General features: G+C 41.6%; 12 protein-coding genes and 1 tRNA gene. 3 read left to right on the forward strand and 10 right to left on the reverse strand.

Translation table 11 applies throughout. The features are described from left to right. Nucleotides 1-167 precede the first annotated feature (167 nt). The 3 genes from HWQ39_RS33525 to psaC all read right to left on the reverse strand — a co-directional run bounded on the left by HWQ39_RS33525 (nt 168) and on the right by psaC (nt 3,587). The gene (locus tag HWQ39_RS33525) at nt 168-983 is read right to left on the reverse strand and encodes a TnsA endonuclease C-terminal domain-containing protein (protein WP_292854454.1); all 816 of its coding nucleotides are present in this window, start codon (nt 981-983) and stop codon (nt 168-170) included. A 134-nt stretch (nt 984-1,117) separates the two neighbouring features. Then, entirely contained in the window at nt 1,118-2,998 is a 1,881-nt protein-coding gene (gene glmS / locus HWQ39_RS33530) for a glutamine--fructose-6-phosphate transaminase (isomerizing) (RefSeq protein ID WP_292854477.1), read from the reverse strand. Nucleotides 2,999-3,341: 343 nt separating this feature from the next. Next, nucleotides 3,342-3,587: a photosystem I iron-sulfur center protein PsaC gene (gene psaC / locus HWQ39_RS33535; RefSeq protein ID WP_015175986.1), complete on the reverse strand. Its 246-nt coding sequence runs from the start codon at nt 3,585-3,587 to the stop codon at nt 3,342-3,344. A gap of 442 nt (nt 3,588-4,029) precedes the next feature. Here psaC and HWQ39_RS33540 point away from each other — a divergent pair, with 442 nt between their 5' ends. Continuing rightward, nucleotides 4,030-5,037, forward strand: a complete 1,008-nt coding sequence (locus tag HWQ39_RS33540) for a zinc-dependent alcohol dehydrogenase family protein (protein WP_292854480.1) — start codon at nt 4,030-4,032, stop codon at nt 5,035-5,037. Nucleotides 5,038-5,046: 9 nt separating this feature from the next. After that, the gene (locus tag HWQ39_RS33545) at nt 5,047-7,281 is read left to right on the forward strand and encodes a pentapeptide repeat-containing protein (RefSeq protein WP_292854483.1); all 2,235 of its coding nucleotides are present in this window, start codon (nt 5,047-5,049) and stop codon (nt 7,279-7,281) included. A gap of 12 nt (nt 7,282-7,293) precedes the next feature. Here the strand turns inward: HWQ39_RS33545 and HWQ39_RS33550 are convergent, their stop codons facing one another. Together HWQ39_RS33550 and HWQ39_RS33555 are read right to left on the reverse strand one after the other, a co-directional pair. Next, the gene (locus tag HWQ39_RS33550; RefSeq protein WP_292854486.1) at nt 7,294-7,518 is read right to left on the reverse strand and encodes a type II toxin-antitoxin system HicA family toxin; all 225 of its coding nucleotides are present in this window, start codon (nt 7,516-7,518) and stop codon (nt 7,294-7,296) included. A gap of 2 nt (nt 7,519-7,520) precedes the next feature. Next, nucleotides 7,521-7,727 carry a type II toxin-antitoxin system HicB family antitoxin gene (locus tag HWQ39_RS33555; protein ID WP_292854488.1) on the reverse strand — a complete coding sequence of 69 codons (207 nt, stop codon included), beginning with the start codon at nt 7,725-7,727 and terminating at the stop codon, nt 7,521-7,523. A gap of 578 nt (nt 7,728-8,305) precedes the next feature. On the opposite strand from HWQ39_RS33555, the gene HWQ39_RS33560 reads away from it, so the two are divergent. After that, nucleotides 8,306-9,898 carry a protein kinase gene (locus HWQ39_RS33560; RefSeq protein ID WP_292854491.1) on the forward strand — a complete coding sequence of 531 codons (1,593 nt, stop codon included), beginning with the start codon at nt 8,306-8,308 and terminating at the stop codon, nt 9,896-9,898. Nucleotides 9,899-10,035: 137 nt separating this feature from the next. Here HWQ39_RS33560 and HWQ39_RS33565 read toward each other — a convergent pair whose 3' ends face one another. The 5 genes from HWQ39_RS33565 to HWQ39_RS33585 all read right to left on the reverse strand — a co-directional run bounded on the left by HWQ39_RS33565 (nt 10,036) and on the right by HWQ39_RS33585 (nt 14,789). Then, complete coding sequence (locus HWQ39_RS33565; protein WP_292854500.1) at nt 10,036-11,217, reverse strand: CapA family protein; 1,182 nt, start codon at nt 11,215-11,217, stop codon at nt 10,036-10,038. Nucleotides 11,218-11,411: 194 nt separating this feature from the next. Further along, nucleotides 11,412-11,496 (reverse strand) — tRNA-Ser (locus HWQ39_RS33570). A 142-nt stretch (nt 11,497-11,638) separates the two neighbouring features. Then, nucleotides 11,639-13,087: a PQQ-dependent sugar dehydrogenase gene (locus tag HWQ39_RS33575; RefSeq protein WP_292854493.1), complete on the reverse strand. Its 1,449-nt coding sequence runs from the start codon at nt 13,085-13,087 to the stop codon at nt 11,639-11,641. Nucleotides 13,088-13,149: 62 nt separating this feature from the next. Beyond that, nucleotides 13,150-14,493, reverse strand: coding sequence for a calcium-binding protein (locus HWQ39_RS33580; protein ID WP_292854496.1), 1,344 nt, complete (start codon nt 14,491-14,493; stop codon nt 13,150-13,152). Nucleotides 14,494-14,606: 113 nt separating this feature from the next. Further along, complete coding sequence (locus tag HWQ39_RS33585) at nt 14,607-14,789, reverse strand: hypothetical protein (RefSeq protein WP_292854498.1); 183 nt, start codon at nt 14,787-14,789, stop codon at nt 14,607-14,609. Between the last annotated feature and the right edge of the window lie 968 nt (nt 14,790-15,757).

Consider the following 15,757-nt stretch of genomic DNA (forward strand, 5'->3'; position numbering starts at 1 on the left):
TGATACTCTCCCTCAAGCGTCCCCTTTGTCAATACCCTGCCACCTGAATCCTTACCCTTCATCAATCCAAAGAACTCGTTCTACGAAGTTATTACCTGATTCATCAATCCATTCAATCAAGTCATTTACAAATAATTCATTAATCATGTAAAGCACCTCGTGTTATTTTAAATAATCTTTTTAATTTCTTTTGAAGAAGGGGAACTAGATATTTTGGTTAGTAAGATATCCATAATGATTTCTTTCCGAGCGATAAGGTGTCTAAAAAGATAGAGGCATGTACCAGGCTCTATATTCATGTCTTTATCTAAACCCGTTGTTATTCGATTGATGCTTGAATCAGCTTCCTGAAGTCTGGACTTTAAAATGTTGGCAATATTACGTAGTTCTTCGAGATTTATATCTGCATTTTCCTCTAATTTATAAGCAGTATGAACCCACTCAATATTTTCCGCTAATAGTTTAGGAACTTCTTTTTCTGTAATTATTCCCCAATCAATACCTGTGGCAGCATAGTAACGCTTTTCTAACTCAAATTTTTCAGCTACAGACTTACTTCCCAAATCCTTAGTTAGCTTAAATGTTCGTGCTTTCTGGACTATCTTTTCGCCTTGCCTGACAGAAAGCATAAAATCCGTGGTTAAAGGATAGGGAGTATTACTTTGAGGGTCTTTGGGATGGTTAATAGCCATTTCTTCTGCGATACTCATTGATAAGTCAAGGTCAAGTAGAGGAAACTGCTCTCTTATATCTACAATCGCATCAGACCACTCAAATACATAAAATAGCCGCTTCTCGTTATCAGAAAACAGATGATGTTCTCGGTTTGTTTTCCAACCTGGAGGTCTGGAAACACGACCCTTTGAAGGAAAATCCTGAATCTTTATCCAAGGCTGATAGTCTTTACCACTACCCTGACCACGCCCTTCCTTGAAGTAACGCTCAAACTTTGCTTGCGTCCAATCTTGATTGCTTCTAGCCATAAAAACTCCTGTAGATACTTACATACGCACCTACAGGATAAGTTGTACAACTTTTTTATGTATTGTATAACTTTTTTATTTGTTATACGACTTTATTATTCCTCCACACTTGAAATTTTAAGTATAAACTTATACTATTCTACAGTGACACTTTTAGCAAGGTTACGAGGCTGATCGACATCCAAACCGCGACGGGCGGCAATGTGATAAGCCAATAATTGCAGGGGAACTACTGTCAGAATCGGCGAAAGTAATTCTTCTACATGAGAGACGGGAAGAAGATCGTTAAAGATTTCCGCAGCTTCGCCATCGTTGACGGGAGTCACACCAATTAACCGAGAATCTCTGGCTTTGGCTTCTTGGGCATTAGAAATAACTTTTTCGTACACACTACCAGGTATTGCGATCGCAACTACTGGTACTTTTGCATCTAAAAGTGCGATCGGGCCATGTTTCATTTCTCCAGCCGGATACCCTTCGGCGTGAATATAGCTGATTTCTTTTAATTTCAACGCCCCTTCTAAAGCAATGGGGAAGTTAATTCCTCTTCCTATAAAAATGAAATCTTGGGTTTCGGCGAATTCATGGGCTAGCTGTTCGGTTAAACGTTCCTGACTTTCTAAAGTTGCTTCAATTTGTTTGGGAATTTGCCGCAACCCATTAATAATTTGATCTAATGTTTCTTTTGAAACTGTCTGACGACGAGCTGCTAAATCCAATGCCAATGCATAAAACGCCATCAGTTGAGCAGTAAAAGTTTTTGTCGCCGCTACCCCAATTTCAATTCCTGCGAGGGTACTAATAATATGCGGTACCAGATGACCAAGGCTGCTTTCGGGGCGATTGGTAATGCCCAGTAGTCGCGCTTGATATTTGGGTTCTTTCCCTTGGCGACGTTCTTTTTCCATCGTCAAAGCTGCTAGGGTATCGGCTGTTTCACCTGATTGAGTAACGCCAATAATCAACGTGTTAGCCGTTACAGGTGATGGTGCATAGCGATACTCAGAAGCATAATGTACTTGAGTTGAAATTCCTGCTAATTGTTCGAGTAAATATTTTCCGATTAATGCTGCGTGCCAACTAGTACCACAGGCGAGGATCTGAATTTGTTCTAAATCGTTGTAGAAATCCCCAGGTAAACCAAGATTGATTGGTGATTCGGTAGATTCGGCTGGATTAAAGTATGCGTCTAAACTAGCTCTTACTACGCCTGGTTGCTCATGAATTTCTTTGAGCATGAAGTGTTTGAATCCCTGCTTTTCAACCATTGCCGGATTGAAGTTAAGTAGCCGGGGTTGTTTTTTCAGCCTGTCGCCAGCAAAATTGTAAATTTCAACGCCCAAAGGTGTGAGGCGGGCAATTTCGCCATTTTCTAAAGGTAGCACTGCACGCGTGTAGGCAACGATCGCAGGGGTGTCAGAAGCACAAAAGAATTCCCCTTGCCCAAAACCAATTACCAAAGGCGCTTGTTGGCGCACAACAATCAATTCATCGGGGTAGTCAGCAGAAATAACTGCGATCGCAAATGCCCCTTTTAGATGGTTAACAGCTTGGCGAATTGCCTCTAAGAAAGGAGATGAGGAAGATGAGGGGGGAAGATTCTTTAAAAATTCGGCTATTAAATGGGGAATGACTTCGGTATCAGTTTCAGAACGAAATTCGTGCCCTTTGGCTTTGAGTTCCTCGCGTAACTCGCGGTAGTTTTCGATAATGCCATTTTGGACTACCGCCACTCGCTTTGCCGTATCCAAATGAGGATGGGCGTTGTACTCTTCTGGTTTACCATGAGTTGCCCAGCGTGTATGACCAATACCAATTTGGGCAGGGGTTTCTATTTGTTCGAGTTTAGAACGCAGGTTATGGAGTTTGCCCTTTGCCCGCACACAATTTACCTCTCCTTCCCAAATAGTGGCGATTCCAGCGGAATCATAGCCCCTATACTCTAGTTTTTCCAGCCCAGCCAGTAAAATCTCTGTCGCCGCTTGAGTGCCTATATATCCAACAATTCCGCACATTGTTCACACCACTTTTTTTCAGGATGATTAAATCCAGTATAGTAGGCAGCATAAAGTGGACGTTTTGCAAAGAAAAAAGGGAGTAATTTACTCCCTCTACCACTAGGTATTGTTATGGATTTTAGGGTTTTACAACGGATTAACCGTTAGCTTTTGACCTGACGGTAAAAATGCGACTTCTAGGATTTAGATACCCAGAGATTATATCCCCAATCTAAAATTACGATTTCATGAAAAGTGCTGAGTTCTGAGTTCCGAGTGAAGAATCAAAAAATTGTATTTGTGATTTACTTCTTTTTATCTCAGCACTCAGCACTCAGCACTCCGATCAGCACTCAGCTTTTTAGTAAGCTAGACCCATACTGCGAGTTGTTTCAGCGCCCAGGTAAACCCGGATGCTCAAAAAGTCGGTGGGACAAGCGGTTTCGCAACGCTTACAGCCTACACAGTCTTCTGTACGGGGTGAAGAGGCAATTTGAGCAGCTTTACAGCCATCCCAAGGAACCATCTCAAGTACATCAGTAGGGCAAGCGCGGACGCATTGGGTGCAGCCAATGCAGGTATCGTAGATTTTTACAGAATGAGACATTGAATAAACGGCTCCTTTCGAGTGTTCTTCTCTGCGAAAGAATCATAATCAACGCATAGTCTACCGCAGTGGTTGATAGGCCGTAATCAAAAGGCTACATAACTTCAAACAATGTAATAAGCACCCAAGATATTTGTGTTTACGAGATTGTCCCTATTGACTTATTAATCAGTAACATCATCAGAACGTATTTACACTATTGCTTTACCAGAATGTGGTAAAAAGATAAAGATGCATGAAATAAAAGTCAATCTATTAAAGATCGCATTGCAGGTTATATAACCGAAATTTGTAACAAATAGTCAAGCGGTATTGTGATTAGAGTAAGTAGCGATCGCGTTGATGAGTGCGATCGCAGTTTTCTCTCAAACATAGCTCTGTATCTACCCTATTGCGCTAAAGTTGCATAAGAACGCGCATCTAAAGGCAGGAGGAAAGAGTTGTGAAAGCAGTCTTGATGACAGCAGCAGGCAGTCCCGAAGTTCTGCAAATACAGGATGTACCAAACCCTCCTGTTCCTGTTGGGAATACTGAACTTTTAGTGCGTTTAGTAGCGGCTGGCATTAACCCCATTGATACTAAACTCCGTAGTCGAGGTACTTTCTACCCCGATCGCACGCCAACAATTTTAGGATGTGATGGTGCGGGTATTGTCGAGGCGGTAGGTGCTGGCGTTCAGCGTTTTCGCCCAGGCGACGAGGTATATTTTTGTTATGGTGGCTTAGGCGCACACCAAGGCAATTACGCTGAATATACCGTTGTAGATGAGCGCTTTGTGGCACGTAAACCCGTGTCTATCTCCTTTGCCGAAGCAGCAGCAGCACCTTTGGCGTTAATCACTGCCTGGGAAGCTCTATATGAACGGGGACGCTTGGAACCTGGGGAAAGGGTTTTGATTCATGCGGGTGCTGGTGGTGTCGGTCATGTAGCAATTCAATTGGCAAAACTCAAAGGTGCTACTGTTTCCACTACTGTGGGTTCTGAAGAAAAAGCTAATTTCGTCAAAGAACTTGGTGCCGATCATATAATTTTTTACAAACAAACCGACTTTGTGCAAGCGGTATTAGATTGGACTGGTGGGGAAGGTGTAGACTTGGCTTTTGATACCGTAGGCGGCGAAACCTTTCACAAAACTTTTCCCGCAGTGCGAGTCTATGGCGATATTGTGACGATTCTCGAACCAGATGCTAATACTATTTGGAAAACTGCGAGACTACGCAATCTCCGCATTGGTTTAGAATTAATGTTGACACCAGCGTTGCTAGGATTAGAAGAAAGTCTCCAGCATCATGCAGAAATTCTCGAACAATCTGCCACTTGGATTGATGAAGGCAAGTTAAAAATCCATGTTAGTCACAAGTTTCCTTTAAAAGAAGCGGCTAAGGCACACCAACTGATTGAAAGTGGGTCTGTAGCGGGTAAAATTGTTCTGCTAATTAGCAATGAATGATCGAACAATTTGCATAATTTATTTTTTAAACGCAGAGGCACGCAGAGGTTAAACGCAAAGGTACACAGAGGGTTTTCTCCGCGTACCTCTGCGCTTTACTTTGCGTTCCTTTGCGTTTTAATTCTTCTCCTTTTCCTCCCTCTACCTGTTTGGGCAGCACAACCAGAACGCGCACCCTTAACTCTAGAGTTATTACAAGAACGACTGCGTACTCCGACACTGCGCGAAGGCAATCTAACCATAGATTTGCAAAAGATGGTGATTGATTTGCGGGCAGAAAACGCTAGCTTTCGTGATGCTTTTTACCAATTGCTGCGAAAAGAACTAGGTGCAAAACCTTTGGGTTTAGACCTCAGTTATACTTTGATTTTGGGGGATTTTGTGGGCAGCGATTTGGGTTTAAGAACACCATTGTATGCAAAAGCCATTGCTCCCCTTTTCACCGTTACTGAACAAAAAGAACTAGAACGTTTGCGCTTTGTTTGTCTAGAATCACTTGCAATTTCTTTACCCAACTCGAAAGATTGTCGGTCGCTCTTAGGAACAGAGTCAACCCCCGCCAGTGAAATCGCTGTCTTTCGTGGTGTCTTAACACTGGTACAAACTCGCTTCAATGGGGAAGTGAAGTTCTCTAATACATTTTTTCTTCAGTCTGTGAATGCCCAAGGTGCAACTTTTCTCCAACCCACTAATTGGACTGAAAGCAGATTCGCTCGTCCCGTTAGTTTCACTAGTGCTAACTTCAAGCAACCAAGCAATTTTCAGGGCAGCATTTTTTTTGAAAAAGCTAATTTTAAAAAAATCAAATTTCAGGAATTCGCTGATTTTCAAGGTAGTATCTTTTCAAAAGTTGCCAACTTCAACCAAGCAAATTTTAAACAGTTGGCTAAATTTAATAGTGTGCAGTGGCAAGGAAATACTGATTTTTCTGATGTGGATTTTGCCAATCAAGTCCAGTTTACTAAAGCGAATTTTAATCAGTTTCTCTTTTTAACAGAAGCGACTTTTGAGCAAGCTGTCAGCTTCCGAGAAGCGGAGTTTAACCAATTGGTAAATCTGCAAGGAGCGAACATTCTTAACCAAGCAGATTTTAGCGATGCGAGGTTTGGTACAGAAGCTTGTTTAAGTGTATCTGGTTTAACTTTTAATTCCAACCAAGCGAAAATTTTAGGTAATCCCGGTGAGATTGGTAAGATGTTCTGCATCCCAACATTACAAGGTAATCAAAATATCTTGCGAAATTTGGGGCAAAACTTCCGTCAGCAACAGCAAGTTGCTGATGCTAATGAACTGGAATATACTAAACAAAGACTGCGATTAATAGAGTTTAGGCGTCGTCTGACGGCTACAAATATTAATAGTGCAAGTGTCGCAAGTTTGATTAAATTAGGTTTTTCTGCACCTCAAGCCCAAGCGATCGCCCACCGTCGTCTGCTAAAATCCTTTCGTAACAGTAGTGAGTTACTCACCATAGCAGACATCGATTTAGAAAAATATACCCAACTGAACCATCGCTTAATTGTTGGCGAAACCCTTTCTATTGGTGGGTGGCTATTGCTAGCTTGGAGTTGGTTGGCGTTGAGTGTACTGCTGTTATTGAGTGGCTATGGTACAAATTTTTGGTTAGTCTTTGGCGTAGGAGGATTAGCGATCGCTTATTTCGGCTTACTATTTTGGCTGGTGGATCGCTATCGTCGGCTGCATCCCGTACCAATTATTCCCACAGTTTACGAAACCATTTCGATATTACTCAGTTTTAGCATTTTAGAATTCTTCAGCTTACTAGCAATCTTTCGTAATGCTGCACAACCTTGGCTGACATTGGGGTGTCTTTTTATAATTATTGTCCCCGTGCCAATGGCTTTATTGATTCGACTTTACCAACAAGGGCGCTATCACAATTTAATGAATGTTTCTTACTTCACAGAAGACGGCACATTTCGCCAGTTACGATTATTGATTGGGCGTTTGCCAGTAATTCCAAGGAATCAGACATTTCGGGAACGATATATGCCCTTATTATACGATCGCCGTTGGAATTGGCTCAACTACTATGATTTTAGCCTCAACAACCTAGTTAAATTAGGATTTAACGACATTCGCCTGCGAGACGAACACTTACCAGGTATCATCTCTGCACTTGCTTGGTATCAATGGAGTTTGGGTTTAATTTACATTACGTTGGTTTTGTGGACACTTTCGCGTACAATCCCAGGGTTGAATTTGCTGATTTATCTAAAATAGCTGACCACGCGATTAGATAGCGGCAATGAATTCATTAACTGTAAGTCCAGCAGTACGGATAAGACTACGCAATGTTCCTTTTGCCACCTCACGATGATCTGGAACAGATAAAGTTACTGTTTCGCCTTTTTTAACCAGGATGATGTGACTAGCACTTTGACGTGCAAACTCCCAACCGAATGATTCAAACACACGGACAACTTCACGCCCATTGAGAACCGGAAGGGCAGATGGCATGATTACGCTGTAACCTCTACTTGATGAGTTTCCACAGTGAGTGGTAAACCAAGTTCTGCACGAACTTCAAGACAAGCTGCGATCGCGTCCTTGATATTTTCTAGGGCTTCTTCTCTTGTCTGACCTTGACTAATACAACCAGGAATACTGGGGCACTCAACAATCCAAACCCCATCTTCATCACGGTCGAGTATTACATTGAACTTCATACACTGTTCTGAGCAAGAGAGTTATAGTTATCTGTTATTGTAACCTGCAACCATTTAATCCAAAAAAGCAACCAAGCGATCGCACTATAAAGTTAAATTACAGCTATTTTCAGGTAATAACACCACACGGTAGGGGCACAGCAATGCTGTGCCCCTACGACAGATATGGTTCAAATACATGAAAACTGCTGTAATGCGATCGCTATCCGTGAAAATCTGGCTAATTGTCTTCGAGAAGAACAGCCTGAACTGGTTCCTAGAGACTGGAAAATTTGAACTCGGATTCAGAACCCAACTAAAATATTACTCATATTTTCTTCCCCAGTACCCAGTTCCAGAGGATGTATAACCCATCTTCTGCTTTAGGCTTGCCGCACTCGCGCGTTATCATCTGAGAAAGATAAAACTATTGTGATCGTGGGGAGGTCTTTCTCATTTCAGGAATTTCAACAACTAAATCATCCCGTAAAATAGACAGGCAAGAACCCTGCCTTGTAAAAATATGGGAAAATTTTTGAGAAATTCCTCAAGACTCAGGACTCGCTACTTATCTGCTCACTCAGGACTCAGAACTCTTTATGTTAGCAGGCACAATTTTGCAGGATGGAAAATATACCCTAATTCAAGAAATAGGGCGTGGTGGCTTTGGCATTACGTTTAAAGCTACGCATCACTACTTGGATCAGGAGGTGGTAATGAAAACCATCAATGAACGGTTGCGACAACATCCTGATTTTGCCAAATTCGAGGGACAATTCCAGGATGAAGCCAGACGATTAGCTACGTGTATCCACCCAAATATAGTCCGAGTTAGTGACTTTTTTGTGGAAGCTGGACTGCCTTATATGGTGATGGAATACATTCCTGGCGAAACCTTGGGAGACGCATTTGTATTACCAGGAATAACTTTGCCAGAAGCAACAGCAATTCATTACATCCGGCAAATTGGAGCAGCGTTGCAGGTAGTACATAACAACGGTTTGTTACACCGAGATGTCAAACCAGATAATATTATCCAACGCCTTGGAACCCAGGAAGTAGTACTAATTGATTTTGGCATTGCCAGAGAATTTAATGGTGGTGTCAGGCAGACTCATACAGGTTTGGTTTCTGAAGGTTATTCTCCCATCGAGCAGTACTTGACACAAGCGCCACGCACACCCGCCACGGATGTTTATGGTTTAGCAGCAACCTTGTATGCACTATTGACAGCTCAAGTTCCCATGCCAGCACTATTACGCGATCGCGAGCCAATGCCTTCCCCCCGCGAATTGCAACCACATTTGAGTGCTGCTGTCAACCAGGCAGTAATGCGCGGTATGGCGGTGGAGTCTCGTTTTCGACCAGCAACAGTTGCCGAGTGGCTGCAATTGCTACCTGGAAATGGAACGAATCTGACACCGCAAATCTTACCCACTTACGCAGTGCCAACTGTCAATTTATCTGCCCAGCAGGCAGCAACTATAATTGGGAAAACTGCCCAAAATTCTCTTCACAGAACATCAGCCTTGAGCAACCCAGGCATTGCCAAGGAAACTGTACTGGCTAAAAAGCTGAGGTCATCTCAGGTATTGATTGGTATAAGTGTAGCCCTAGTAGCTGCTACAGCAGGTTTTGGAATCACGAGTATATTACCCAAATCTCAGCAGCAGCCAACCACAAAGCCGCTTTTTGAACAGCCAACTCCAGAACCAGGTGCAAAAGTACCTAACTTCGATAGTACATCCTCACCTCCGGGTGAAGAGAAAACCCAATCAGCACCCGTCTCTAATTCCAAATCGCGCCGTCGCAATCGTCGTTCTTCCCCAGAAGAATCTTCCAGTCCCAACCCTACAGCAGAATCACAACGCGGCAATTTTGAACCTTCGCCTAATGTTTCCCCCACACCCTCCCTAGTAGAGAAACTAAGGGCAATTCGCTCATCTCGGAAGGCTTCCCCCGCACCAGTACCACAAAATAACTTACCCACTCCTAGTCAAGATTCTGCCTCCCCTCAACAGGTGAGTCCGTCAAACTCTGTGGTTATACCAACAGCACCATCAACGGAATCCAAACAATCAGATCCTTCTGCTGTAGTAGTACCAACATTAGAAAAACAAAATTCTCCAACTAATAGTCAACCCCAGAATGTTCAGAAGTTCGAGGAAAAGCCACAAGATGACAATAATTAGTCAATGGTAGATTTTAAATTTTGGATTTTGGTAAAGTAGTGCGGTAAGCCCAGTACGGCCCTGACTCCTTTTTAACTAATTACGTAGCTTGCTTCTCACTGGAGGCAATCATTACAAATGACGAATTAGTAATTATTCTAGGGAGAATTAATCCTCTTTTGTACAACAACTTCCCCCTTCTGATTAATCTTCACCGGATTCTTGGGAAAAGCTTGATGATTCAAATAACGCATAAGTTTCACAGTCTGAAAACTCCGATCAATATGAGGAATTCCCTGCCGATCCATCCGAACAGGGATAATTTTACTTGATACCAAGTCTCCCCCTGAATTGAGTTTGACTTCTAAAATCATTGAGTCACCTGTTTGGGCATTTGTAGATAAAGTCCGATATCCCAAAAAGTTTCCTAAAGAATAGGCAATCATTTTTCCCTTATAAATTTCCATCGCTCTTGGAACGTGAGGCCCATGTCCTAATACTAAGTCTGCTCCTGCATCAATCATGTTTCGAGCAAACTTGATCGAATTACCTCGGTTTTCTCCATAAAAAAACTCTGTCTGATTCTTAACGTGTAGTGCCCCCGTTCCTTCGGCTCCAGCGTGCATCGATACCACTACAATTTTGGCTTTATTTTTGGCTTCTGCCACGAGTGCTTGAGCTACTTTTAAATTCTGAATAGAATTATACATTTCATAAGGAGAAAATCCAATCATTGCCACGGGGATATTGTTAGCTTCCAAATAAAGAATTTGATTTTTATGACCTAATGTTGCAATGCCCGCAGCCTCAAGATTTTTCTTTGTATCTTTGAAGCCTACTGGCCCGAAGTCCATTGCATGGTTATTCGCCATATTGAACACATTAAAACCAGCCTTAGCAAATAGCTGGGCGTATGCCGGTGGAGAGCGAAAGGCAAAGACTTGTCCACGACTAATATCTTTAGCACTGTAAGGATAATTAGTTAGACTACTTTCAAAATTACCAAATAAAATATCAGATCCTTGCAAGTGAGTTCTCACTGACTTTGGTAATAATTGATCTCGAAAGCGGGGTAATCTATAGTTAGGAAAATTAGTGCCAGGAATAATATCTCCAACGGCTTTGATGGTAATAGTATTTGGAAAGGTTTTTTGTTTTGTTATTGATGGCGTAAGTTCAGGAATAGCTAATGGAAATCCTACAGACTTGGTAGGTTTAGTAGCAGCGTTTAATCGCTGCGATTGCCCAAGCCGGATAATGACTCCTATACTAATACCTAGATATAAACAAACGCTGATACAACTAAATGAGAGTACTCGCCCCAGGCTGCGATTTACCATCGTTAACTCCTCACACGATGGCATTAGTTTATCCCAAAAATGTGTACTATCTGTGTATATTTTAGTGTTTTTTGAGAAATATTTGACTAAGTAAATACGGAAACATAATCCCGTCTCCCACGTAAGTAATGATATATACTTACTGTCTAAGCAAGCAGCATCTATTTATTTAATTGTTCAGTAATCTTTTTGAACGGAGAGGGGGGGATTCGAACCCCCGTTGAGTTTCCCCAAAACGCATTTCGAGTGCGTCACCATGAACCGCTCGGACACCTCTCCAGATATTTATTTAGACACTTGGGTATCTATTTGAGATTCAAATGTCGTGCTAGTTAGGGAAATTTTACCAAATTTCCTGTCCCATTATAGCATTATTGCTTTTTTTGCGTTACGCAAAAAAAGCAATAATTCCCAATCTGCTTTAGTTAGTTGGTATAGATATTTCCCAAATTCCTTGATTTCCACCATATTCCAGAACATAAATCTTATTGCCGATAATCTCAGCATCAACAGGATTACTAAAACCTTTGACAATACGTGTGGCGTTAAGTTTATAGTTGGTAGTTCCTATTTTAGTTAACTTTAAATGCAGCAGGTCTTGACCAGGATCTTTAAAAGGGCCTGCTATTGTTTCGCCAGTGGCGTCGCCTGGTGTCCAACCCAATACGAATCCATCTCTGTTAAATTCTGGACTCATTACTCCTTGTGTATCAAATACTAAACCCAAAGGAGAACGGTGTGCTGTAAAAGTGCTAAAACTTTGCCCCACAACACTGGCATCTTTGACTCTGCCATCTAAAGGATCGCGGTAACTATCTGCGTCTGGCCCAAAATTAGGAATTGGTTCAATCAAGTTTCCAGCAGGGCGAACAGGAAAGGTTGGATCGTTACGATAGTAGCCCTTTTGGACAGCGTTAAATCTCCGATCTAATAATCGGTCATTGGCAGGATTATAATTGGGAAATTGTTGTGGATTGTCTGTCCCACCAATACGCCAGGGAAAGCCATAATTACCACCCAAACGTAGCCAATTTAATTCTTCTGACATGTCGCGATCGGGGCCATTTTCTGTGCCAAATAAATCCCCATTTGGTGCAAAGGCCATATCGAAAGTATTGCGTATTCCTTCTGCAAAAATATAGCCAGCTGTCTTTAAGGTTGCTCGATTGTTTGCAAGAAAGATATTTCTACCATTAGTAGGAAGACGGAGTATACAGGCGGTTAATCCGACTTCGCGAGTATTGGGATATAAACCATCAACAGACTGAACCTCACCATGATCGGTGCGAGAACCGCTATTCACATAGATAAAGTTACCATCTGGGCTAACAATCACGCCGTTAAAGCGATGGTCATAAGCTGTTTTACTTTTGGGATAGCCTGCACTCTTAGCTAAGACTGACCAAGTACGCTGTCCTGTTGCCGAATTAATTACGCCTTTAACAATTATTGCTTTAGTCTGGTTATTCACAAGGTCTGCATTGCCAACCAAATAAATTGTGCCGTTAGGGCCAAAGGCTATACCTTGAGTCTCACCTACATTATGATTACTAGAGTTGTACACAAGTGTACTAGTAGAGGAGGATAAATTGAGTCGATAAATCTCACCATTTCGTTTGAGGTAGTAAAGGGTATTGTTTCGTGGATCTTTTACAATCCGCACAGAAGGGGAGACTGATATCGTATTGATAATATTGCGAATCCTAATATCAGAACGCAGGGCTTCAGGTGCAGCATTTACCCCAGTAGTACCATGATTTAATAGAACTATTGTAAATAACAGCGTTTTAGCAGCGAAAAAGCACTGTTTTAGAGCAAACTTCCCGATAAATCTGCGTTGAACTTGGTTGGATGATTTAGTGTTATTCATGATTTTCTTCATCAAAAATTACCCGGATATGATAGAAATCTGCCCTGAAGTTGACAACGCTCTTATGCCAAACTGACTCCTAGCGTATAAGGAGTAGAGCTGCTGTCACTAGAGCCGGAGAAAGTTCCGCCATCTTCAGGGAAGAACGCATATTTACTTACTGAAATCGAGTATGTACCTGCACCTAATGAAGCGGTGATTAATGATCCAAAGTCGGGGCCACTATCGTCGTCACTTTGCAGTAAAGTCCCAGCATTGTTAAACAGTCCAATAACTGTATCATCGGTTGTCACTGCACTGATGGTGACAGTTTTTGGATTTGCTAGAGAAAATGTAAAAAAGTCGAAATCGGGATTATTCCCCGGTTGAACTGTTACTAGCTCACCGGCGAGATTAATGTTTGAGCCTGATGATAAAGAACCCAAACCTTCGGCTCTAGCGAGTGTATTGTTTGTAGCTTGTCCAGCATTTTCCCGCTCATAGAAAAGGAAGTCGTCACTATCAAGTCTAAGGTTCACTACGCCCTGCACAATACCGATAATCTCATCTGGTTCTGTTCCAGGTTTATCTAAGAATATTTGTGTGTTGGCTCCAACAGTTTGTAGGCGGTAGTCCTTTGGGGAGCCTTTGAGTTCTATTCGATCTTCAGTACGGTTGAAGTCAGTAATAGTAGCCAAGTCTCCAAAGCCAGCATTTGCAGTGTTGTTATCGTCGTAGTAGACATTTTTAGCATCACCAAGGATAAATATATCTAGCCCAACGCCGCCAGTTAAGGTATCAATTTCCCCTAATCCAGGTGCAAGCAGACTACCGGGAAAAACACCGATGAGAATATCGTTTCCAGACCCACCATTGAGTATGTCATTGCCGGGCCCGCCTTGTAGACTATCATTGCCGTCCTCACCATTGAGGATATCATTGCCCAAATTCCCGTCTAGGGTGTCATCGCCTGCTCTCGCATTCAGAGTGTTGTTAGCACTATTCCCAAAAAGGAAGTTGTTAAGAATGTTACCTGTTCCGTTGATGGTGGTAGTTCCCGTCAACCTCAGGTTTTCTAAATTGGCGGCTAGTGTGTAGGTGACAGAAGACCGGACGGTATCTATGCCTAAATTTGCAGCTTCCGTAATGATATCAAGAGTACTGTCTATGATGTAAGTGTCGTCGCCGACTCCCCCATTTAAGCTGTCATTACCCAAGCCGCCATCAAGTGTGTCATTGCCAAGACCACCGATTAAACTGTCGTTTCCCGTCCCACCAAACAGATTATCATTACCATCTGCACCGTTGAGGATGTCGTTACCAGAAGGACTATTGGCATTACCATTATCAGCCCAACCATATATTGTATCATCTCCCGAAGTCCCATTTCTGGTGTCAGGATTTGTAGTGCCGTAAATAACTGCCATATTTATTATTGTTCCTAAATATCTAACTAATGCCTAAGTTCGGCCTAAGTCAAAGAACTCTTTCTAAGTTCAATGTTGATTAAGAGTACTCCAAGTAAAAAAATGCCCAATTGTCATTGCGTTCGCCCTTGACGTTCCCGCAGGGTACGAAACGGAGTGTAGCGTTCGCGTAGCGTCTCCAAGAGTTGCAATCTCAAGCTCTTTGCGATTGCTTCATTCCGCTTTGCTTCATACCCTGTGGGAACGCCAAAGGCGAACGCAATGACAGGTTTTTGATCATTTATTGTTTGGAACACTCTAATTAAAACTGTAAATTTCAATACAGATGAACTGAGTAAGTTAATTAATACGATTTAAAAAAATATTAATTATTGATTTGGTTATTCGATTAAACAAATGGTTAAGTAACTAGGTCAAAATTCATTTGTATTTTTTTGGTTATTTTTTCGCAATCTTTATTAATTTCGGGTGTCTTTATTTACTTATCATGAGCAAAAGGTTACGTCAACTTATTTACCAAATCTTTAAAATGTAATCTGTGTAGCTTATAATACATAGTTAATGTGTGAATGAACTTTAATTAAGTATTTTTTCAAATCTACTGTTTTTTTTGCTAAAAGTTGCGAGATTTTTCCGCTTAATGCGTATTCTCGTTAAGTTAGGTTTCAATATCATTTTCTTTTTGCAAAAACAATACTTTTCTATTACAGAAATGCCTTCTCAAATACATAAGTTAAATTGATAGATTATCTAGAGCATTTTTGAGTTTAATAACGCTTGAGCTTTACATAAATTTTATATGCCAATACGGTTCAGTTAGCCATAAAAACCTTAAGCTCTTAGGTTGAGTTGAGGAACGAAACATTAATTGTTGGGTAACGCATTGCCTCAACCCAGCCTAAGATTATCCACAGACTAGTACCGCAAGGCGTAAGTCAAAAGTCAAAAGAATTGTATTCCAAGCTCTTGCGCCATTTGAAATGGTATGTTTATTTCCGCCGTGCTGTACTATAGCGGTTCTGGTTTGGATGCAGGGCACAGCATTGCTGTGCCCCTACAAATGGTCTGTATTCTATGCAATTAGGGACTTCCAAAGAATAAATTATTCCAAGAAAAACAAGAGACAGGTTTTCTCAAGAATGATAATCATTTTAATGGGGGAGAAAAGGGGTTGCCGAAAGCAACCCCTTTTCCTATACACTTGTCGTCTGCTTTGAAGTTAAACAGTGTAAAATTAGTATGTTTTGTAGCTAAATAAATGCTG

It is taken from the genome of Nostoc sp. NMS8 (assembly GCF_017115045.1).
GTDB lineage: Bacteria > Cyanobacteriota > Cyanobacteriia > Cyanobacteriales > Nostocaceae > Nostoc.

Bases quoted from the DNA above. Each gene is read 5' to 3' on its own strand.
- HWQ39_RS33580 (WP_292854496.1), bottom strand. From the start codon at position 14,493: ATGGCAGTTATTTACGGCACTACAAATCCTGACACCAGAAATGGGACT.
- HWQ39_RS33575 (WP_292854493.1), bottom strand. From the start codon at position 13,087: ATGAATAACACTAAATCATCCAACCAAGTTCAACGCAGATTTATCGGG.
- HWQ39_RS33525 (WP_292854454.1), bottom strand. From the start codon at position 983: ATGGCTAGAAGCAATCAAGATTGGACGCAAGCAAAGTTTGAGCGTTAC.
- HWQ39_RS33555 (WP_292854488.1), bottom strand. From the start codon at position 7,727: ATGAAGTTCAATGTAATACTCGACCGTGATGAAGATGGGGTTTGGATT.
- HWQ39_RS33560 (WP_292854491.1), top strand. From the start codon at position 8,306: ATGTTAGCAGGCACAATTTTGCAGGATGGAAAATATACCCTAATTCAA.
- HWQ39_RS33550 (WP_292854486.1), bottom strand. From the start codon at position 7,518: ATGCCATCTGCCCTTCCGGTTCTCAATGGGCGTGAAGTTGTCCGTGTG.
- psaC (WP_015175986.1), bottom strand. From the start codon at position 3,587: ATGTCTCATTCTGTAAAAATCTACGATACCTGCATTGGCTGCACCCAA.
- glmS (WP_292854477.1), bottom strand. From the start codon at position 2,998: ATGTGCGGAATTGTTGGATATATAGGCACTCAAGCGGCGACAGAGATT.
- HWQ39_RS33565 (WP_292854500.1), bottom strand. From the start codon at position 11,217: ATGGTAAATCGCAGCCTGGGGCGAGTACTCTCATTTAGTTGTATCAGC.